At 57.9% G+C, this 20543-nt stretch carries 15 protein-coding genes; 6 read left to right on the top strand and 9 right to left on the bottom strand.

Going from position 1 to position 20543, the window contains the following annotated elements:
• Positions 1–156 precede the first annotated feature (156 nt).
• The 4 genes from addA to tsaE are packed head-to-tail and all read right to left on the bottom strand — an operon-like array spanning position 157 to position 8034.
• Complete coding sequence (gene addA / locus MICA_RS00555) at positions 157–3669, bottom strand: double-strand break repair helicase AddA (protein WP_014101691.1); 3513 nt, start codon at positions 3667–3669, stop codon at positions 157–159.
• Positions 3666–6890, bottom strand: coding sequence for a double-strand break repair protein AddB (addB, locus tag MICA_RS00560; protein ID WP_236619923.1), 3225 nt, complete (start codon positions 6888–6890; stop codon positions 3666–3668). The genes addA and addB overlap by 4 nt, the downstream gene beginning before the upstream one ends.
• Entirely contained in the window at positions 6773–7543 is a 771-nt protein-coding gene (locus MICA_RS00565; RefSeq protein WP_014101693.1) for a nucleotidyltransferase family protein, read from the bottom strand. The genes addB and MICA_RS00565 overlap by 118 nt, the downstream gene beginning before the upstream one ends.
• A gap of 2 nt (positions 7544–7545) precedes the next feature.
• On the bottom strand, positions 7546–8034 hold the full coding sequence (gene tsaE / locus MICA_RS00570) for a tRNA (adenosine(37)-N6)-threonylcarbamoyltransferase complex ATPase subunit type 1 TsaE (RefSeq protein WP_014101694.1): 489 nt from the start codon (positions 8032–8034) through the stop codon (positions 7546–7548).
• A 117-nt stretch (positions 8035–8151) separates the two neighbouring features.
• Here tsaE and MICA_RS00575 point away from each other — a divergent pair, with 117 nt between their 5' ends.
• The gene (locus MICA_RS00575; protein ID WP_014101695.1) at positions 8152–9186 is read left to right on the top strand and encodes an NAD(P)/FAD-dependent oxidoreductase; all 1035 of its coding nucleotides are present in this window, start codon (positions 8152–8154) and stop codon (positions 9184–9186) included.
• Here MICA_RS00575 and MICA_RS00580 read toward each other — a convergent pair.
• Positions 9183–9470: a GNAT family N-acetyltransferase gene (locus tag MICA_RS00580; protein WP_014101696.1), complete on the bottom strand. Its 288-nt coding sequence runs from the start codon at positions 9468–9470 to the stop codon at positions 9183–9185. The two genes, MICA_RS00575 and MICA_RS00580, sit on opposite strands and share 4 nt — an antisense overlap.
• Positions 9471–9581: 111 nt before the next feature.
• Between MICA_RS00580 and MICA_RS00585 the strand changes: the two genes are divergently transcribed.
• Positions 9582–9983 carry a hypothetical protein gene (locus MICA_RS00585; RefSeq protein WP_014101697.1) on the top strand — a complete coding sequence of 134 codons (402 nt, stop codon included), beginning with the start codon at positions 9582–9584 and terminating at the stop codon, positions 9981–9983.
• Positions 9984–10056: 73 nt separating this feature from the next.
• On the opposite strand, the gene MICA_RS00590 is transcribed toward MICA_RS00585, so the two are convergent.
• Positions 10057–12396: a sensor histidine kinase gene (locus MICA_RS00590; protein ID WP_014101698.1), complete on the bottom strand. Its 2340-nt coding sequence runs from the start codon at positions 12394–12396 to the stop codon at positions 10057–10059.
• Positions 12397–12524: 128 nt separating this feature from the next.
• Here MICA_RS00590 and MICA_RS00595 point away from each other — a divergent pair, with 128 nt between their 5' ends.
• Both MICA_RS00595 and MICA_RS00600 read left to right on the top strand, forming a co-directional pair.
• Complete coding sequence (locus MICA_RS00595) at positions 12525–15209, top strand: chromosome condensation regulator (protein WP_014101699.1); 2685 nt, start codon at positions 12525–12527, stop codon at positions 15207–15209.
• Positions 15210–15425: 216 nt separating this feature from the next.
• Positions 15426–16280 carry an FG-GAP repeat protein gene (locus MICA_RS00600; protein ID WP_187287636.1) on the top strand — a complete coding sequence of 285 codons (855 nt, stop codon included), beginning with the start codon at positions 15426–15428 and terminating at the stop codon, positions 16278–16280.
• On the opposite strand, the gene ahcY is transcribed toward MICA_RS00600, so the two are convergent.
• Positions 16281–17597, bottom strand: a complete 1317-nt coding sequence (gene ahcY / locus MICA_RS00605; protein WP_014101701.1) for an adenosylhomocysteinase — start codon at positions 17595–17597, stop codon at positions 16281–16283.
• Positions 17598–17756: 159 nt separating this feature from the next.
• Between ahcY and MICA_RS00610 the strand changes: the two genes are divergently transcribed.
• Positions 17757–18197 (top strand): hypothetical protein, encoded by a 441-nt coding sequence (locus MICA_RS00610; RefSeq protein ID WP_014101702.1) that lies wholly within the window; start codon positions 17757–17759, stop codon positions 18195–18197.
• Between the two features lie 5 nt (positions 18198–18202).
• Here the strand turns inward: MICA_RS00610 and rapZ are convergent, their stop codons facing one another.
• Both rapZ and MICA_RS00620 read right to left on the bottom strand, forming a co-directional pair.
• Positions 18203–19069: an RNase adapter RapZ gene (gene rapZ / locus MICA_RS00615; protein ID WP_014101703.1), complete on the bottom strand. Its 867-nt coding sequence runs from the start codon at positions 19067–19069 to the stop codon at positions 18203–18205.
• Positions 19070–19100: 31 nt separating this feature from the next.
• A complete protein-coding gene (locus MICA_RS00620; protein ID WP_014101704.1) occupies positions 19101–19811 on the bottom strand; it encodes a hypothetical protein in 711 nt (236 codons plus the stop codon).
• Positions 19812–19940: 129 nt separating this feature from the next.
• On the opposite strand from MICA_RS00620, the gene MICA_RS00625 reads away from it, so the two are divergent.
• Entirely contained in the window at positions 19941–20543 is a 603-nt protein-coding gene (locus tag MICA_RS00625) for a hypothetical protein (RefSeq protein WP_014101705.1), read from the top strand.

The following is a 20543-nucleotide window of genomic DNA, read 5'->3' on the forward strand; positions in this document are numbered from 1 at the left end:
CTTTTCCATCCACATTCCCCCTGTTTCGTCACCCCGGAAAAGGCGTATAGCCTTTATCCGGGGTTTGTGCCGCGATGGATAGGGCACGGCCAAAATCCCGGATAATCCCTGACGGGATTTCCGGGATGACGGTTTTGGATGAGGATGCTCTTTAGGTTATTTATTTTCCAGAATCTCCATCAGCCGCATCCCGTCGGTCCACAGCAGGGCCGTGCGAATCACCCGGTCTGGGTAGATTTTGCGGATGATGGCGGCATAGGCCCGCATCTGCTTGCGGTAGAGAGGGGCCACATCCTTCTGGTCCAGCGGTGGTGGGCGGTTGGTCTTATAATCAATGATCCATACTGCATCATTTGTGATCGCCAGACGGTCAATCTGCCCGCTGATCAATTGCCCATCGACATATCCGGTCACCGGCACCTCGGCCATGGTGCCGGGGGCGAACAGGGGCGCAAATTGTGGATCATCCAAAATCGCCATGACTTCGGTCACGATGCCGTCGCGCACACTGTGCGGTAAATCCTGTTTCGCCACATGCTGGCGGGCGGCATCCATGCGGGCGCCGGCCGGCATGTCGGGCAGGATTTGTAACAAGCGGTGCGTCACAATCCCGCGACGGAACCGGTACGGGTCATCCCCCTGCAACGGGGACCGCGCGGCGGGTTCGGCATCGTCGGGGCGTGATGGCATCAATGTCGTTGGCGCGCCGGGTTCGGTGGGGGCGGCGCGGTCAACCCAATCCGGGGCGGCTGCGTCGGTGGTGTTGGTGGGTACATATCCGGCTGTGCGCCTTTCATCGACGGGGCGCGTTTGCGGGTTGGATATGCGGCGAATGGGATCATCGAAACCGGGATGATTGACGGTTTCAACATCATCCATCCGGTCAAACGCATCGGATATCAGTTGATACCAGCTATCCTCCAGCCGGGCGCGTTTTTTCTTCGCCGCGGCGATAATCAACTGGTCCTCCGCCCGCGTCATGGCGACGTAGAGCAGGCGGCGTTCTTCCTCCGCCTCTGCCGCGTCAATGCAGCCTTGCGCGGTGGTGTAGGCGCGCGGCGCTTCGGCCTTGCGCGTCGTCCATAATGGCGCGGCCAATCCGGTTTTACGGGGCCACAGAACGGGCACATCTTTCTTCCCGCCACTGCCCTTGATCGTATCGGGCAGGATGACGACGGGGGCTTGTAGTCCTTTGGACGCATGCACGGTCATAATCCGCACCTGATCGCCCGCATCATCCATTTCGCGCTTTAGCTGGGTGTTCGTGCGGTCCTGCACCTGCACGAAATCCTGCAGGGACGGAACATGGGTGCGCTCAAACGACAGCGTGTTGTTAATGAATTCCTGCAACGGGTCCAGCGCCTCATGCCCCAGCCGCGCAATCAAGGCGTGGTGGCCGCTTTTGGAATCGGCGGGGCAAGGTGTTTGCAGAAGGCGCGTGAAAAATTCATACGGGCGTAGCAAGCTGCCATCACGCAAACGATCATTCAGCCACGCAGTCACCGGATCATCACCCGCGCGGGCGCGCAGGGCGGACCAGAGCGTTTGTGACCCCCGGTTCCACGCAATATGTTCCAATCGCGCATCATCCCACCCGCATAATGGTGATTTCAGGATACAGGCCAGCGATAAATCATCCTCCGGCAACAACGCGAATCGCGCCACCGCCATCATATCCTGCACCACCAATTGGTCGTTCAGGACCATGCGGTCCACGCCGCTGACGGGGATGTTGCGGGATTTCAATTCGCGCACCAGCTTTGGCACGAAATCATTCCGGTTGCGGACCAGCACCAGAATATCCCCGGCCAGCAATGTGCGGCCCTTGGATTCCAGCATCATTGTGTCAATAGATGATGCAATATGATCCGCCACGCGGATGGCCAATTGGGTGCGCGCATCGATGGATGATGTACGCTCCAGCGGCAACACCCAATCGTCTTTGCCTTTGTCTTTTTCCGGCTCGTGCAAAATCGGCCAGATTTCAACCGACCCGGCCTGTCCAATCCGGTGCGCGGTGTGGGTGATAATGTCATCGGCCACGCCCTGTAACACGGGCGGTGGGCTGAATGTTTCATCGGTTGCCCGCAAAACGGATGTGGTGGACCGGAATGACACGTTCAATCCAACATCCCGCCACCACGTCGCATTCATGGCGCGCACGCGCGCGGCGAAATTTTTGCGCATGGTCTGGAACCCATCGCGGTCGGCGCGTTGGAATCCGTAAATGGATTGTTTTTCATCACCAACGAAAAACAATGTACGGGCCAAATGCTCCGCATCATCGCGGCCACGCCCGGACAGGAAATCATCACTCAACGCCCGGATAATCGCCCATTGTTCGGGGTTCGTATCCTGCGCCTCATCGACCAGAATATGGTCCAGCCCCTGATCCAGCTTGAACATCACCCATGGGGCGATGGTGTCGGCATCCATGCCCATCGTCTGACCCTGCAGCAAGGACAGCGTGCGCAAAATCTGATCATCGAAATCCAATGCGGAATGGCGGGCCTTGATGGCGGCATAATCGCGCAACACCGCCCCGCCGAACGATAACAAATCACTGGTCGCCCGGGCGGATGCGACGGCGCGCAATGTTTCGTTAAGGGTGATCAACCGTTCGGCTTCGGCAATCAATGTCGGTTCGCAATTGGCATCCGCATCCTTCGCACCCTTGGTGGCGATGCGGGCCAGAACGGTTCCGGCTTTGGTCAGGAAAATACCCGTATAGGCCTCAAATTTCTCTGCCCGGACGTGCGCGGGTGATTCCAGCCAATCCTGTAATAATCCCGCGCGCTCAACATCGGTCTTTGTGCCTTGATTGAGTGCCCGACACGCCGCCCATAAATCATCCTTGGCGAATGATGTATCGGCGCATGCATTCAAAATAAACTGGTCGCGGTCCAATGTGGGATCAATGCCCAGAATATCGCACACGGCGCGGTGTAATGTGTCCGCATCCGGATGGGTGCGCATGGTGTGTTCCAGCGCGCCGCGTTCGGACAATAATGCGGCCAGTTGGGTATCCATCTGCTCTTCATTCAAAATGCGGGTCAGGCGGCGGACGATATTGTGCAAATCACCGTGCATGTCATCGCGCGCAGTTCTTAAAACCTGATCCCGCGCCATGGCGATCAACCGTTTGGCTTCGTCATCTTCCAGCGTTTTAAAATCGGGCGACAGCCCCGCTTCCAACGGAAACCGCCCCAGAATGCTTTTGCAAAACGCGTGAATGGTCGTGATGTTTAATCCACCGGGGGCGTCGACCACGCGGGCGAATAATTGCCGGGCGGCGACCATTTGGTCGGCATCCGGGTCCTGGCCAATCAAATCGCGCAATGTGGCGTGTAACTTCTCATCGTCCATTACCGCCCATTCGCCCAAGCGTTTGGACAGGCGCAGGCGCATTTCACTTGCCGCTGCTTTGGTGAAAGTCAGGCACAAAATGCGGTGCGGGGCGCACGCGCTGGCGGTGCCCTGGCCCGGGCGCGGCAACAAAATGCGCAAGACGCGATCGGTCAGAACCTTGGTCTTTCCCGATCCGGCGGATGCGCCCACCCATACGTGGGCGGCAGGGTCGGATGCTTGCGCCTGCAACGATGCGGCGTGGGCGCTGGCGGCCTGTGGTGATTGATCGGGCTTCTCTGCTGCGGACGATTTCGGGTTCATGCCGCATCCTCCGCTTCATCATCCGCATCGCTCAACACCACCCATTCCTGCACACGGGCCAGTTGATCGTAATCACGATATTTGGGTGCGTTCGCCGGGTTGGGCAGGCTGTAATACGGCGTTGCCGGGTTTTTGAATGCGGTGACCAGATCGCGCAATCCGTTATGGGCATAGGTGGCCAGATGCACGGCATCGCCTTCTTCTATGTTCAGAATGGTGGGGTTCTTCCGGCCCGATCCATCCCATGCGGTAAAAGCGCGCAGTCCATCGACGCTGGGTTTCGGCCCGCTATCGTTAAACCCGCCATGCAGAATCATCGCCCCTTCCAATGGCAATTGCGGGGCCAATCCGGCCTCGATCGCTTTTTTGCTGGGCAATGTTCCGGTTTTGTAATCAATCACGGTGGCGCGGCCATCGATCGTGCTGCGGTCAATGCGGTCGGCCTTGGCGGTCAGGGTAAAAACGCTGCCATCATCCAAGGAAATCGGTAATGTTCCTGTGGCCTCCAGCGCCCATGGTTTGGAATGGATGCGCTGCGCGGTTTCTAGCGTAACGAAATGGTCAATCGCCGCTTCCATGCGCGGCCACCAGAACCCCCACAAACGTGGATCATCCATGTGGGCTTTCATCTGGTCATGGGCCAGCGTGATTAAACGGCTTTGTGCATCATCCGGCCATTCGTGCATATGATCCGATACGAAATGTTCGAACACTTCATGGATCAACGTGCCGCGGCTAGCCGCATCTTCGGGCTTGTCCAGCATGTCCAGTTTGCGCAGGCGTAAAATCCGTTTGGCATACAGGGCATAGGGATCGCGCATCCATGTTTCAATGTCGGTGACCGGCAATGTCATTGGGCGGCGATCGGCTGGTGGTGTCGGCGCGGGGCGCGTGGCGGCGGCAATGCGTGCACCATCATCGCTGAACATCCGCGCACGGTGCAGGGCGGGGTGGTCGTGCAAATGTTCGGGCGGGATATCGAGCGCCTGTAACACCGTATCCAGCCGTTGCAACCAGCGGGACGGAACGGTCGGCGTGCCATCCACCCGCTTGCTGCGGCTTAAATACACAGTGGGCGCGCAGAAACCGCAGGCAAAATCATGCGCGGCAAATCCGACCATTTGTTCCGTGGGCGGCAGGCCGAATTGCTTGCGCATCGGGCGCGACATCCACGGGTCATGGCCGGGATCGGGGGGCCATGTGCCATCGTTGAGTCCGGCCAGAATAACGCAATCGGCTTGGGTCATCCGTGCTTCGATCTGGCCCAGAATGGACAGGCGCGGGTGGGTGCCATAAGCGGGGCGGATGTTGACGCCCTCCATCATGCCGCTGATGATGGATAGATAATCATCCAGACTCATCGGCGGCATGGCGTTCATATCACCGGAAAAGGCCTGTGCCAGTTCGCCGTGCAATTCGGCCAGAACGGTGGCTGCCGCCTCGCCATCTTCGCCGGTCCAGATCGTATCGGCACGGCTTAAGTGCTCGGCTACCTTGATATGCGCGGTCAGCCAGGAGGGCAAAGGGCGCAGCGTATCCGCATCACCCTGCAATAAATCATCAAACGGTGCGAAACAGGTACGCAGATGATCGATCAAGGGCGCAACATCCGGCGGCGCATCATGGCCGCGTGCAATTTGCGCTTCGCGTTTGGCGTTGATATGGGCGATTAATCCATCCCATCCATGGGCCGGGGCGGGGCCGCGCAGATAATGGCGATCCAGCGCCCGGACCATGCCGCGCCCGCCATCCGCATCATTGTCATCCCACCGCATCAATGAATGTTTCACGGCGGCCAGCAACGCGGCGGGGGCGTACTGCTCAATCGCCGCCCGTGCAATCAGGCGCAGGAAAATACCAACCCGTGTGGTGCTGAGCGGTTGGCCGCCGGAATCATCCATAATGATGCCCCAGCGATTCATGATCAAACTGACCCGGCGGGCCAGCATCCGGTCCGGTGTGATCAGTGATGCCGTGCGTCCCGGTGTTTCCAATGTTTCGCGTAAGAGAAGGGCAATGGCCTCGGCCTCTTCCTGCGGGTTTTCGGCATCCATGCGGCGCACGCGGCCCAACGTGTCGCGCACATGGGTACGGGTGTCTGTATCCGGGTCCAATGTCGTCCACGCATCGGCGGTGGCGGCGGGGCGCATCATTTCACGCGCCAGCCATTGGCGGGCGTTTAATTGCTTCTGGGCCACGCCCGGATTGATGTCGGTGCGTGCGGGTGGTGTATGTGGCCAGAGAACAACGTCATGGCGATGCAAATTTTCATCCATCCCATGCAGTAATTTTTTCAATGCATGTTGCGGGTGGGAATCATCCAATGCCGCCCAACTGCCATCATCCATATCACGATCCAGCGCGGGCAGGATCACCGACCCATTGGGTAATCCCGCAATCACGCGCAATAAACGGGCCGTGGCGGGAATGGACCCGGTTGAACCGGCGGCGATAATGCGTTGGGTCGGGCGCGTGGCATCCCAATGATCGGCCAGCGCGTGGGTCAATCGGCCACCGCGGTCCGCCGCATCAATCATGCCGTGCGCGTCCAGCAAGGCGGGCCACAATTTCATGATGATCGACAGGAAATCCAGCGTCACGCGCCAATGATCGGCAAATTCATCCGGTACCAACGCGGGCAGGGCGTCCAGCGTGACCCCCTCCATATAGCATTGGTCGATCAGGCGCCCCAGTGTTCCGGCCAGGGCAAAGGCCTGATCGGGGCTGTGCACCCGGGTCTTCCATTCCATGATCATGCGCGCCAATAAAATCTGACGGCGAATTTTCGGCATGGCGGGAGGCAGGTTCAGGGCGACAGCATTCCCGGATGAAGCAATCGATTCAAGGCTCAATGAATCTTCATCCACCTCGCCCAAGGCGCTCAGGCGCGGCAGCAAAATCGGCGCGCCCTTGGACAGACGCAAAAACGCATTCTGCATCGTCCGTGTCGCGCGGCGTGTGGGCAACAACAGATGAATAGAAGACAGACCCTGCGGATCGCCCCTCGTTTCATCCAGCAACCCATGCGCCAGCGCATCGGCAAAGGCCACCCCCGCCGGAATGGTGAACAGGGTCAGCTTGTGATCCGCTGCCCCCATATTCATCACGCGGTGGGTTTGGCGGGCGGGTAAACCGGATTGGACGGGGAGATTGAGCCGCCCGTGGCGGCCAGATGGGCCTCCACGCTGGCCAGATCGGCCGGCGTGCTGATGTGGTGCCATGCGCCGTCATGTTCCAGTCCGAACAAACGGCCATTGGCCTGCGCCTTGTCCATCAGTTGCAGGAAGGAGAACGGACCGTTCGGCGCATTTTCAAACAAACGCGGATGCACGATGCGCACACTGGTCCACATATGGGTGCCGGTTTGCGTTGTGCTGCGGATAATCTGGCCATTCGGCAGAATGTCGTAATCGCCAACGCCGCCGGTCAAGGTCATGGCGCTGACGGGTTGCAGCAACAGCAACAAATCCATCTTGGAATCATCCCACATGCTGGCCATACGGGTCAGGGCATCGCCGCTGACGCCATCCTCCCACAGCGTGTCGCCGGAAAACGCGAAGAACGGCTGGTTGCCCATGGTGTACAGGGCCTTGTTCATGCCGCCACCCGTGTCCAGCAATGTTTGTTCGAATGAAAACGTTAAACGCGGCGCATGGCGTTGGCCCAGATGCTGTTCCAATTGCGTGGCGCGATAATGCAGATTGACGGTCACATCATGCACGCCATACGCGACCAGACGGTCCAGCGTGTGGTCGATCATTGCTTTACCGGCCACGGGCACCATCGGTTTTGGCATCGTGTCGGTGTGCGGGCGCAGGCGTTTTCCCATTCCGGCGGCCAGAATAAAGGCACGGTCAATATGCGGCGTACTCATGATTATGCGTTTCCTTCGTTAAGGGGAATATCGGGAATGGTGATGATGCGAATATCGGGGCGATGCGGGTCGGCGGCGAAATGCAACGTCCACCCTTGCGGCGGCACCATGGTTTCCAGGATCGGGCCAAGGTTACCGGGCCATTCAACGATGGTGATGGCACCGCTCAACGCTTCTTCCCAGCCCAGCTCCCACACCTCGTCCGGTGTTTTGATGCGATATAAATCGAAATGCCATACGGGCCCGCGCGGCGTGTCGTATGTCTGAACCAATGTGAAGGTCGGGCTGGGCACTTCCAGTTTTTCATCTCCGGCCAGGGCGCGGATCAACGCGCGGGCGAAGGTGGTTTTTCCGGCCCCCAAATCCCCTTCCAGCAACAACACCTGACCCACGCACAGGCGTCCGGCGATGGATTGTGCCAACGCCGCGGTGGCGTCTTCGCCCCGCAATTCGTGGGTGGTCGTCGGGATGTGAAAATCATGGTCTGTCATGGCTTGCTATTTGTGCAGGAAATGGCGCAAAAACCAAGCCCCGTGCGGTGAAAAAGGGATTGTTTTCCATGATCGTTCCGGGCACGCTCGTTCCTGTTTGAAAGAGGTCGTTAAACGATGAACGCATCCATTCCAGCCCCGATTGTTGAAACAGACGTTGCCGTGATTGGTGCGGGGCCTGTTGGCTTATTTACCGTATTCCAGTGCGGCATGCTGGGTCTGTCCTGCACGGTCATTGATGCGCTGCCCGATATTGGCGGGCAATGCACGGCGGTGTACCCGGAAAAACCCATCTATGACATTCCGGGTTTCCCGCGTGTTGAGGCGGCATCACTGATCGCCGCGCTGGAACAACAGGCCGCGCCGTTCGCGCCGCTGTACCTGCTGGGGCAACAGGTGGTGCGCGTGTCCGGTACGGTGCATACGGGGTTCGATCTGGAAACGGAAAAGGGTAATAAAATCAAGGCAAAGGCCATCATCATCGCCGCCGGGGCCGGGGCGTTCGGCCCCAACCGCCCACCGCTGGAGGGCATTGAATCGTACGAAGGCACGTCCGTGTTCTACATGGTGCGCCGCCGTGATGACTTCGCCGGGAAACGCATCGTCATCGCCGGTGGTGGTGACAGTGCGGTGGACTGGGCGTTGTCGCTGGCCCCGATTGCCGCGCGTGTGATGGTGGTGCATCGCCGCGACAATTTCCGCGCCGCCCCCGAATCCGTCATGCGGATGCAGGCGATGGCCGATGCGGGTGAAATTGATCTGGTCGTGCCCTATCAGCTAAAGGCGCTGGACGGTGTTGGCGCGCATCTGCGCCACGTGACCGTGGCGACGATGGATGGCACGGAAAAAGTGCTGGAGGCTGATGTGCTGCTGCCGTTCTTCGGTCTGGCGGCGTCGCTGGGGCCGATTGCGGATTGGGGGCTGGCGGTTGACCGGCACCATATTCCGGTGGAACCATCAACGGCGGCCACATCGGTGCCGGGTATTTATGCCGTGGGCGATGTTGCAACCTATCCGCAGAAATTAAAGCTCATCCTGACCGGTTTTGCCGAGGTGGCGCAGGCCGCGCACGCCATCTACCGCCAAACCCATCCGGGGCAGGATCTGCACATGGAATATTCAACGACGAAAGGTGTTCCGGGTTTGGCCTAGGCCAGCACGTCATGCTGATCCGGATGACGGTTCATCCACGACACGGCGTAGGAACAGATGGGATAAATTTTCTGGCCGTGGTCGCGGGCCATGGTGGTGATGCCCTCCATCAAGCGCCCGGCGGCGCCGGTGCCGCGCAAAGGCGGCGGGGCTTCCACATAATCGATGAATAAAGTGGTGCCTTCGACCCGATACGCCGCAAAGGCGGTGTGCCCGTCAATATGCAGCTCGAACCGTTCTTTCTCTTTGTTATCAATAACTTGAATTGATTCTGTGGCGCTCATCTCCGCACTCGCTTTCCTGTACTGACATAGGGTGCGCATAAATCTGCACAAGTCCATGGCGCATTTTATGCTATACTCAGACCTATGAGGACGTTGATCGGATTACTCTTTTTGCTGTTTTGCAGCATGGTGACGATCCCGGTTGCCAGCGCACAGGATGCGCCGGTGATTGTGCCGATGGCCGATCCGGTCACACCGCCCGCGCGGCCTGATGGGGCGCGCTGCTTCATCATCAAAAATGCTGCGCCCTATACAATCATGGGCTCGTTCCGCACCAATTTTTTTGAAGCTGCCGATGGAACACAGGCGCGGTCCCAAACCAATTTCCGCATGGCTCCCGGTGTGTCCGAAGAATATTGCACCTATGGCCCGTTTTACAGCGGTGGGCGGCTTGAGGTGATACTGCGCACAATCGTGCCCATCTTCTCCTGCTTCACTGTGGCGGAGGGGGAAATCACGATCCGTGGCAAGGTGGAAAAAACAGGATCAAAAACCTGGATCGAATGCCGCTAGGCGCGCCATGTCTTCCAGAAATTGCGGCCCCTTTTTATGAGGGTTCGAACTTTGTTCGAGCGGGCGCGCGAATTTAAACGGGCAGGGAAATCGTAACAATCGTGCCGTGATTATGCGGGCTGTCCAGTGTGATGGTGCCGCCATGCAATTGCACAATATTCCGCACAAGGGTCAGTCCCAACCCCGCACCCTGTCGCGCGGCCATGGCACCCTTTACATTGCCGCGTTCAAACGGCTCCAGCACACGGGCGCGATCTTCGCTGGCGATACCGGGTCCGGTGTCGGTGACGTGCAGGGCGATATGACCATCGCTGGTGCGCGTTGCGCCCACGGTGATGGTGCCGCCCTCCGGTGTGAAATTGATCGCGTTGCGGATCAGGTTCAGCAACACCTGCTTCATGCGCTGTTCATCGGCATTGATGCTGCCGATATCATCCGGGCAATCCAGCCGGACGTTGATTTTTTCCTTCCGAGCCCATTCGGTGGTCAGATCAACCAGCCCGGCCAGCATGCGGTGAACATCAACGGTGGATGTTTGCAATTGCATATACCCGGCTTCAATCGTTGACAGGTCCAGAATGTCGTCAACCAGACTGACCAAGCGTTTGCCCGCATCCTGCAAACCGGTTGTATATTCTTTTTGTCGTTCATTCAGTGGTCCGAAATATTCATGGCCCAAAATTTCGGCAAACCCGGTAATGGCGTTCAGCGGTGTACGCAGCTGGTACGACACGTTGGCCAGGAAGTCGAGCTTCAGCCGCTCCGCCGCTTCCAAGGCTTCGTTACGATCGCGCAAGGCGGCTTCGACGCGGGCGCTGTCGGTCACGTCGATATGCGCGACCAAAACGCCACCATCGGGCAGCGGCACGGTCGAAAAATCAACCAGTGTCTGGTTCAGCAATTGCAGGCGGCCTTCGCGCTGTGTGCGGTCCAGCCCTTGTGCAATCAGTTCTTCGCGCTGCTGGGGCCACACGGTTTCATGGAATAGTGGTTTGAGGCGTTCAACGATCCGGCTGATATGCGGCTCGCCGTCCAGATCTTCGGGGTTCAGGTGCCACAGCCGGGCCCAGGCCGGGTTCCACAATTTCAATCGTCCGTCGCCGCCAAACACGGCCACGCCTTCGGACAAATTGTCGAGCGTTTCCTTTTGCACAGCGACCAGCGTGTTATAATTGGATTCCAGTTCCAATCGTCCGGTCACGTCTTCGAAAATCATCATCAATCCGCCCATCGGGTGCGGGATGACCAATTGGCGCAGGGCCCGCCCATCGGGCAGGTACAGCATATCTTCGTGCCCACCGATCAGGCCGGTAAACATGTTCAGCCAGCTTTGCTTGAACTTGCGAAAATCGGCCTGTTCCGGCAGGCGCCGTGTTTCGCGCAATTTTTCCATGATATCGCCCAGCTTTGGCTGGGTGTTTAACCAGCTGTCGTCCAGTTGCCACAACTGCGCAAAGGCCGAATTGAAAAACTCAATCTTCTGGTCGGCGGCGAAAATGGCGATGGATGATCCCAGTTGTTCCAGCAATTCTTTGTTGGCGGCGGTGTTGCGACGCTGGTGTGTTTCCAGCTCTTCTTCCCGGGTGCGGTCATGCGCGCTGCCCAGTGTTAACCCCAATCCCGGCAGAGGGGTTTCCGTGACGTCCCACAACAACCGTGTGCCCGCATGGATAATATGGGCCTGTGTCGTTTTGGGCTGTGCCGCATCCAATGCGGCCTGTGCCAATGGGCGGCCCGGCTGTAATGCGGTTGCGGGCCCCTTTTTGCGGGCTGTTTGCGGCAATTCGCGCTGTTCTGCGATGACGGTCGCGGGCGAGGTGTCCAGCACGTTGGCATAGGCCCGGTTGCACCAGATCAAATCGGTCTGCGTATTGCGCATCCACAACGGAACAGGGGCGTGATCCAGCGCGGCCTGCAGGCGCAATTGCTCCGATTCGGCAAATTGCTGGGCTTCGCTAATGCGGCGCTGTTCCTGGGCCTGGACGGTTGTATCCTGAAGCCACAGGATGTTGAAACGCATGCTGCCATCGCTATCGACGCCTCTGGACCCGGACAGGGTCATGGTTCGGGTGCGGTCCGCTGTGCGGACGGTGATGGAAAAGGGTTCCCCCTGTTCCTGCAACCGGAAAAACATACCCTCCAAAGCGGCGGCGTCACTGGCCGACAGGCGGTTTTGAATGTCGTGAATGTTGCGGATCGAATCCAGTGCCAACAGGCGACAAAACCCCTCGGAATAGGCGATGGCCCCATCCGGGCCCCAGCCGCAATAATCCATCGGCACCGCTGACAGAAAAGCCTCCATCCGGGCCTTTTCCGTGCGGAGCTCGCCCCCGCCCATCAGCGCCGTGATAAAACGGGGGCCTTTGGCGGTTTTTTGCGGGTTTTTCTTATTGGAATCTGCGGTTTGGTTCATGCGCGCAGTTTATCCGGTCGGGGGGGTATCATCAAGGGTGGCAGCAGAGGCGGGAAGTCAGCCCGGTTTTATAGATTTATCAATATTTTCTGGTACAATTTCTATCAATGATAACGGGGGCATACATCATGGGGGATTCTCTTTTGCGCAAGGCTGGGCGCGCGGCTCTGCTCGTCGGGGTGGTGACGCTTGGCTTGGGGGCATGGGGGCATTCAAACCCGGCTTTTGCCGCATGCTCCAACCCCGCCGGAAATGCGGGGGATGTCATCTGGAATACAGCGTCCAACACCCCGACCTATTGCAACGATACCAACTGGGTTTCTTTTGCCAAGGGCGGCAACGCGATCAGCTGGTTTTCCGCGGCGACTTTGCCGTCGCTTGTTAATCCGTCCCCGTCGACCAACGATTATATGGGGCGCGGGGGCGTATCCATTTCCGGCAATTTGGCGGCCGTTGGCGTGCCGGATAACGCCGTCACTTTTGCGGCGGAGGGGTCTGTCTATGTCTATGCGCTGGATACCGGTGCGTTGGTTTCAACCCTGGTGAATCCCAACCCAACCGCCAGTGACTATTTCGGATATGACACGGAAATCGATGGCAATCTGGTCGTCGTGGGTGCGCCCGATGATGATGCGGGCGGCAGCGGCGCGGGTCAGGCCTATGTGTTCAACGCTACGACCGGGGCGCTGGTGTCAACGTTGGCCAATCCCAATCCAACGGCCAATGATTCCTTTGGTGGTGATGTTGATATATCGGGCAACCTGGCCATTGTTGGTGCACGTTTTGATGATCCGGGCGGGGTCAGTGCGGCGGGTCAGGCCTATGTGTTCAACGCTACGACCGGGGCGCTGGTGTCGACGTTGGTTAACCCCAGCCCGACAACAAATGATTATTTTGGTGTGGATGTTACGATCTCTGGCAACTGGGCCATTGTGGCTGCCCCTGATGATGACCCGGGCGGCCTTGATAATGCCGGATCGGTTTATGTTTTTGATGCCACAACTGGCGCATTGCTTCACACCCTGACCGCGCCTGTTCCGGCCGCCTATAAAGATTTTGGGTCGTCAATTGCGGCGGACGGTGATCGGCTGATCGTCGGAATGAACAACGCCGATGTGGGCCCGGGGCCGGCTTATTCCGCCGGGGCGGCGTATGTATATAATTTAAACACCGGGGCCTTGGTGACCACCATCGAAAACCCCGAACCGGAAGACAGCGATAATTTCGGCTATACAAATTCGGTTGCGATTTATAATGGCATGGTGGCCGTAGGGGCCTATAGCGCTGATCCAGATGGAGTCGATGGCGCGGGCAAGATTCACCTGTTCAATGCGGACAGTGGAACATGGCTGGGTCGCGTCACCCGCCCGAATAAACAAACCATGGATTTTTTTGGTCAGGGAATTGCGCTGGGTGATAACGTTCTGGCCGTGCCGTTTCAAAAGGAAATGGTGTCGGGTCTTAGCAATGCCGGAACGGTTTATGTCTTTGAACCCAGCCTTCCGAAAGGGGCGGAGCCGTGGGCTACCGTTGGGATGGGGTACTACACGGGCTGTGGTACGCGGAATGGTGAACTGTACTGCTGGGGTCAAAATTCTTATTACGCGACGGGTCTTGGTACATCGACTGGGGAGCAGACAACGCCGGCGCGTGTGGGAACGGATACGACGTGGGATATGGCCAAGGGTTCGGCTTTCCACAGCTGTGGTATCAATAACGGGGCGTTATATTGCTGGGGCGGAAACGCTTCCGGCCGTACCGGGATGGGGACAACATCCGGTGATACCACGACACCAACCCAGGTTGGGGCATTTACGGATTGGACCTATGTTGATGCGGAATACAGCCATTCTTGCGGGTTGCGTGGAACGGGATTGCTGTATTGCTGGGGGTCGAATAGCTCGGGTCGTACAGGTCTTGGAACGACATCAGGGACGACGACAACACCAACGCAGGTTGGTGCGGCCACAGATTGGACGTGGGTCGCCGGCGGGAACACGACCACATGCGGCATTCGTGGTGGGGCTTTGTATTGCTGGGGGTCGCAATTCTACGGCAAGCTGGGCAATGGTTTGACCAGTGGCAGTGCATCCAGCCCGGTTCAAATCGGATCGGACACGGATTGGACGGATGTCAGCGCGTCTTGGGCGCACACATGCGGCATTCGCGGTGGGGCGTTGTATTGCTGGGGCTTCAACGGTGATGGCAGAACCGGGCTAGGAATCAGTGCCGGGAACCAAACCACACTGGCTCAGGTCGGATCGGATACGGACTGGACTCGCATTTCCGTTGGCGAAAGTTTCAGCTGTGGCTTGCGTGCTGGTGGTCAGCTGTATTGTTGGGGGGCGAACTTCAGGGGAAAAACTGGTTTGGGGACTGATTCCGGAAGTCAGCTGGTTCCGGCTCAGGTGGGGGCCTACACCGATTGGATTGAACTCAGCGTCGAAGAAGGGGCCAGTTGCGCCTTGCGCAACGGTGGGACGATGTATTGCTGGGGTGGCAATGGCAACGGTGTTACGGGATTGGGTCTTGATGGCAGCACAACCGGTGTCGAGGGCACATGGGTGCCGACTCTCGTCGGGGATGCTTGTGCGGGGCCAGCGGGAAGCAATGGTGATATAACCTACAATCCGACATCCCATGTCCTGCAATATTGTTCTGGTGGGCTGTGGCTGGCCGCGGGCCCGCCGGGGAACGGCGGGGCGGGATGTTCGAACCCATCCGGATCGGCGGGGCATCTTGTCTACAATTCCACACACAATGTCCTGCAATACTGCGAAGGTGATGCGTGGGTTGCGCTGGGGCGTCCGTAAACGTTGCGGTTTATTGTTGTTGCGCTCTTTTGAATTTATGATTGTATATATTTAGGACGACATCTGTCGCCCCGGGTCTCGAAAAGCCCGTATGAATCAAAACGTGGAACGGCTCTGCACTATATTCGTGCAGAGTCTGCCTGCTGTCACATTCATATGGTCTGGCCCCGGCGGATGCCCGTCCCGGGGCTTTTTTATTTTTTGGATTTTGACCATATGATCCGTTTTATACGCCGTTTGTCTGCCTCCATAATTTTTATCGTCATGATCGCTCCGGCGACGCCAGCATGGGCGGATTGCGCCAACCCGGTCGGTGTCGTGGGGGATGTGATATGGAGTGCTGTGAGCGAGAGCCCGGCTTATTGCGATGGCACAACATGGCACGCCTTTCCCAAGGGAAAAGAAGTGGAATCGTGGGCGGCTCCGTCACAATTCCCGGTCCTGAACAACCCAACGCCGCATTCAACCGATTATTTTGGCTATGCGGTGGCCATTTCGGGCAGCCTGGCTGTTGTGGGTGTGTATCAGGATGAATCGGATGGTACGACCGGAATTTCGAATGCGGGCCGTGCCTATGTCTTTAATGCTGACACGGGGGTTTTGGTTGCGACCTTGAACAACCCAACCCCTCATATCAGCGATTTTTTTGGCTATAGCCTTGCGATTGACGGCAACACGGTTGTTGTTGGCGCATATCAGGATGAATCAGACGGCGAAGCGGGCGTGTCTGCCGCAGGGCGTGCGTATGTGTTTAATGCGACAACTGGGGCGCTTGTTTCGACTTTGAATAACTCCAGCCCGCATGCAACGGACAATTTCGGTTATTCTGTCGCGATCGATGGAAACGTCGCTGTTGTCGGGGCGCATATGGATGAATCCGATGGGGGTGCCGGTGTATCGGCGGCGGCTGCTCTGCGCCATCGGGTGCGGCGTGCGATCTCGTGTTCAATACAACGCACGGTGTCTTGCAATATTGCGAAGGCGATGCGTGGATGGAAATCGGGAAATAGAATGAAGATTAAAAAAGGCGGGGTGTGTGTCCCGCCTTTTTGTTCTGGCTTTTTGTTTTGATTAGTAACGGTAATGATCCGGTTTGTACGGGCCTGATTCTGCAACGCCGATATAATCGGCCTGTTTCTTCGTCAGCTTGGTCAGCTTCACGCCCAGTTTTTCCAGGTGCAGGGCGGCGACTTTTTCGTCCAGGTGTTTCGGCAGAACGTAAACCTTGCCCGCCTCATAAGCGGACGTGTTGGTCCACAATTCGATCTGGGCCAGCACCTGGTTGGTGAACGATGCGGACATCACGAAGCTCGGGTGGCCGGTGGCGCAACCCAGATTGACCAAACGGCCTTCGGCCAGAACGATCAGGCGTTTGCCGTCCGGGAATTCCACTTCGTCCACTTGCGGTTTCACATTGTGCCATTTGTAATTCCGCAGCGCTTCGATCTGAATTTCGGAATCGAAGTGACCAATGTTGCAAACAATCGCGCGGTCTTTCATCTGGCGCATATGGTCCAGCGTGATGATGTCAACGTTACCGGTTGTGGTGACGAAGATGTCGGCGGTGGATACCGCGTCTTCCATCGTCACAACCTGATACCCTTCCATCGCGGCCTGCAGTGCGCAGATCGGGTCGATTTCGGTGACCAGAACGCGTGCGCCTTGGGAACGCAAGCTTTCAGCAGAGCCCTTGCCCACGTCGCCAAACCCGGCCACCACGGCAATTTTACCGGCCAGCATCACGTCGGTGGCGCGCTTAATGCCATCGACCAGCGATTCACGGCAGCCATAGAGGTTGTCGAATTTCGATTTGGTCACGGAATCGTTCACGTTAATGGCGGGCACTTTCAATGTGCCTTTTTTTGCCATTTCGTACAGGCGGTGCACACCCGTCGTGGTTTCTTCGGACAGGCCCTTGATGTCTTTCATCATGTCCGGGAATTTTTCGTGCATGCGAATGGTCAAATCGCCGCCATCGTCCAGAATCATGTTCGGGGTCCAGCCATTCGGGCCGGTGATGGTGCGGTCGATGCAATCCCAGAATTCTTCTTCGCTCAAGCCTTTCCATGCGAACACCGGAATGCCGGCGGCGGCAATCGCTGCGGCGGCTTGGTCTTGCGTGGAGAAGATGTTGCAGGATGACCAGCGCACTTCCGCACCCAGTGCCACCAGCGTTTCAATCAGCACGGCAGTCTGAATCGTCATGTGCAGGCAGCCAACAATCCGGGCGCCTTTCAGGATCTGCTTCGGGCCATATTCGGCGCGCAAAGCCATCAGGCCCGGCATTTCCGTTTCGGCAATCGCAATTTCCTTGCGACCCCAATCGGCCAGTGTGATGTCTTTCACGGCGTAATCGTGGGTTTGGGCTTTTGCGGCAACAGCGCTCATCTTTCGGGCTCCTTAAAAAGCGGGCGGAATTTAGGAAAATGTTATATCTTTGCGTGTATTGATAAGGGGTCGGCCCGCCAAAAGCAAGGGCAAAAGCCACGAAAAGATGGTTTAAAATATAACAATATCAATCGGTTAGGTTAAAATAGGGGTTTGATCATGACGGTGTACCGTGTTCCTGCAGCCAATCCATTGAAATCACAAGCGCCCGTGATCGAGGCGCTGGATGGCGGCCAGACCATCCCGGCCATCAGTTTTTCCGGCGGTTGGAATGGTTTCCCGGTCGATGCGCGGAAATTGGCCGACAACATGGCCTCTCTGCTCAACGGCAACCCGGCGCCCCATGCGCTGGCTTCACAAAATTCCGATATTCATTATCACCGTATTCCGGCGGGTATCGTCCTGCGCCATCGCGACCCGTCATCGGGTGGGGTTAGTCGCGAAGGCTTGACCATGATCGTCAACCATGCGGCGGGTGATGTGGGTGAAAAATTATTGGCCCGCATGACGCCGGATTTTATGCGCTCACTGTGTGCCACGATGGATCATCGTGTCTCCGCTGGCGGTCCGTCCGGTCGTGCGCCGAAGCCTACGCTCTAAATATTTTACCGTCCAATATCACGGTGCAATGTTGTGCTGGAATAACCTTGTTGTTCCAGCCAATCATGCATTTGTTCGGTGGTGAACACCGACCGGTGCCGTCCGCCCGTGCATCCAATCGCAATGGTTAGATAGCTTTTCCCCTCCTGCTGATACCGCGGCAGGAGCGGAGCGAGGAGGGTCTGGAAATTCTGCATAAACGGGGCCCAGGCCGGATCGTTGCGCACGTAATCGCCGACATCCTTGTCCAATCCCGTTTGCGGGCGCAGTTCCTTGATCCAATGCGGGTTGGCCAGGAAGCGTATATCCATGACGATGTCCGCCTCACGCGGTACGCCGTATTTGAATCCGAATGACATGATCGTCACCGTCATGCGCTCCCCACGGGCCAGTCCGAACAGGGATGTTAATTGGCGGCGCAAATCCTGCGCCGACATGTCGGATGTATCAATCACATGACTGGCTGTGGCGCGTAAGGGGTGCAGCCATTCCTGCTCCCGTTTGATCCCGGCGCTGACGGGGCGGTCCTTGGCCATCGGGTGGCGGCGGCGTGTTTCGGTGAAGCGTTTTTGTAATGTCGATTCATCCGACCACAAAAACACCAGTTCCGCGTTGTGGCGCTTGGCGGCGGCCAGAATGGCGTCCGGGTCAAACCCGCGGGATCGCGCATCAATACCAATCGCGACCGGGGCGGCATCGTGTGCGGTTTCCTTGATCAGTGAATCGATCAGCGACAGCGGAAAATTGTCAAAAACCTCATACCCCAGATCCTCCAGCGCCTTCAGCGCAGAAGTCATGCCCGCACCGGACAATCCGGTCAGGATCAGGGTCGGGCGGTGGGATGATGGCGGGGTCGCGGATGAATCATTCATCCCTCTAAAATACCCCCGCGCGCATCAAACGTCACGGGACAAGTTTCATTATTTTAATCAGGGCCTGGCCCAGCGGGCTTTGGGACAGGTCGTTCTGTCGTTCCGCCGCGCGTCCGATATGGTCCTCAATCCGCGTCAGGCGCGGGTCCGGTCGCCAGGCCTGCACCGCGTCCTGCAAAGGCGGGTAATCGCGGAACGTATCGGGGAAGGGCACGCTGACATACACGGCGTCATGGCGGACGCAAACGCGAATCTGCGAATTGGCGCGCTTGGCAAAATCCACATAACCGGGCAAATGCCGCGCCTGCGCCATGGTGGACACATCGGCGGTTGGCCAGTTGAGGGCATCATGCACCGGCCCAAATCCCGGCAGGCGTGGCAGGGCGTCAATATCGCGCTTTACATCATCTGTTTCCGGAACCAGCCAATTGGTGCCGGGAATTCCGATCCATCCTTCGTGGGTCAGCCCGATGCCATAGCGGAAGCTGATGCTTTCCACGCGGCCATCGTCATCCACTTTGTAATGTGGTGTTTCCGCACCCAGCAGGGGTGTGGCCTTGCGCAGATAGGCGCTGATAATCTGCGCGGCATCATTGCGGCACGTGGCCCAATCGCCCAGGGTGCGGGCCAGTGCGGGATCGTTCACCTGAAAATAGGCGCGTCGCCCGGGATGCAGGCGCAACGGACCCTGTGGTGGTTTTTCTCCCGTGGCGCGGGCCCAGAAATTGGATAAACGTCCCATGAAATACCCTGTTTTCTTATTCGTTTTTATAATGGGCAGGACTTTAGGGTGGGTGTTTGTCCCTGTCAAATTTGACGCTGGACCCTCTTCTGGGCTATGCCCTGTGGGCCATAAAAACAGGGGTTGATTGTGCAGGACAACATCAAAAAAGGCATTTTGACATGGGGCAGTTACGTGGCCGCGATACCTGTGGGGCCGGGGGCTGGGCTGGCGGGGTATAGCGCTGGCGTTGCCGCGGGTGGTCTGTTTCCGCTTGGCCTTGTGGTGGGTGTTGGTGTGGCTGTGGCCTTGTCGGCGGTGTGTGTGCCCCTGGCGCTGGCCATGCGCGACAAGGGGGAGGATTTATCCGTTTCAATCCCCAAGGCCGCAATGGGCTATGCCCGTGCGATTGAGAATATCATCCCGGCTGTTTTGATCGGTGTGATTACCGGGGCCATGCTGAACCTGCAGATGGGCAGCCTGTTTGACCGGAAAAAACCGGATCAATCTGTTGATACGGGCATGGTCATGTTGCCGCACCCACCTTTTCACACGGTGCCGACACGCCCCGTTATTGCCGTGCCGCAATCTTCTGTTCTGGCTGTGCGGTTTAATGCCCCGGCGCAAAACATCATCCCGTTGACGCGTGAAGCCTATTATTGTGCGGGACGTGCAGCGGGCGACATCGTGCGTGTGCATGTGCCCGACGTGCAATATCCGGGCGGAAAAATCTTCGTGGCTGAATGTAAATAA

The sequence above is a fragment of the Micavibrio aeruginosavorus ARL-13 genome (genome assembly GCF_000226315.1).
In the GTDB taxonomy this organism is placed as follows: Bacteria; Pseudomonadota; Alphaproteobacteria; order Micavibrionales; family Micavibrionaceae; genus Micavibrio; species Micavibrio aeruginosavorus_B.

What these genes read in the sequence shown, in the direction of transcription:
- addA (WP_014101691.1), bottom strand. Translation starts at nt 3,669, where the DNA reads ATGAACCCGAAATCGTCCGCAGCAGAGAAGCCCGATCAATCACCACAG.
- addB (WP_236619923.1), bottom strand. Translation starts at nt 6,890, where the DNA reads ATGGCACCACATCAGCACGCCGGCCGATCTGGCCAGCGTGGAGGCCCA.
- MICA_RS00565 (WP_014101693.1), bottom strand. Translation starts at nt 7,543, where the DNA reads ATGAGTACGCCGCATATTGACCGTGCCTTTATTCTGGCCGCCGGAATG.
- tsaE (WP_014101694.1), bottom strand. Translation starts at nt 8,034, where the DNA reads ATGACAGACCATGATTTTCACATCCCGACGACCACCCACGAATTGCGG.
- MICA_RS00575 (WP_014101695.1), top strand. Translation starts at nt 8,152, where the DNA reads ATGAACGCATCCATTCCAGCCCCGATTGTTGAAACAGACGTTGCCGTG.
- MICA_RS00580 (WP_014101696.1), bottom strand. Translation starts at nt 9,470, where the DNA reads ATGAGCGCCACAGAATCAATTCAAGTTATTGATAACAAAGAGAAAGAA.
- MICA_RS00590 (WP_014101698.1), bottom strand. Translation starts at nt 12,396, where the DNA reads ATGAACCAAACCGCAGATTCCAATAAGAAAAACCCGCAAAAAACCGCC.
- MICA_RS00595 (WP_014101699.1), top strand. Translation starts at nt 12,525, where the DNA reads ATGGGGGATTCTCTTTTGCGCAAGGCTGGGCGCGCGGCTCTGCTCGTC.
- MICA_RS00600 (WP_187287636.1), top strand. Translation starts at nt 15,426, where the DNA reads ATGATCCGTTTTATACGCCGTTTGTCTGCCTCCATAATTTTTATCGTC.
- ahcY (WP_014101701.1), bottom strand. Translation starts at nt 17,597, where the DNA reads ATGAGCGCTGTTGCCGCAAAAGCCCAAACCCACGATTACGCCGTGAAA.
- MICA_RS00610 (WP_014101702.1), top strand. Translation starts at nt 17,757, where the DNA reads ATGACGGTGTACCGTGTTCCTGCAGCCAATCCATTGAAATCACAAGCG.
- rapZ (WP_014101703.1), bottom strand. Translation starts at nt 19,069, where the DNA reads ATGAATGATTCATCCGCGACCCCGCCATCATCCCACCGCCCGACCCTG.
- MICA_RS00620 (WP_014101704.1), bottom strand. Translation starts at nt 19,811, where the DNA reads ATGGGACGTTTATCCAATTTCTGGGCCCGCGCCACGGGAGAAAAACCA.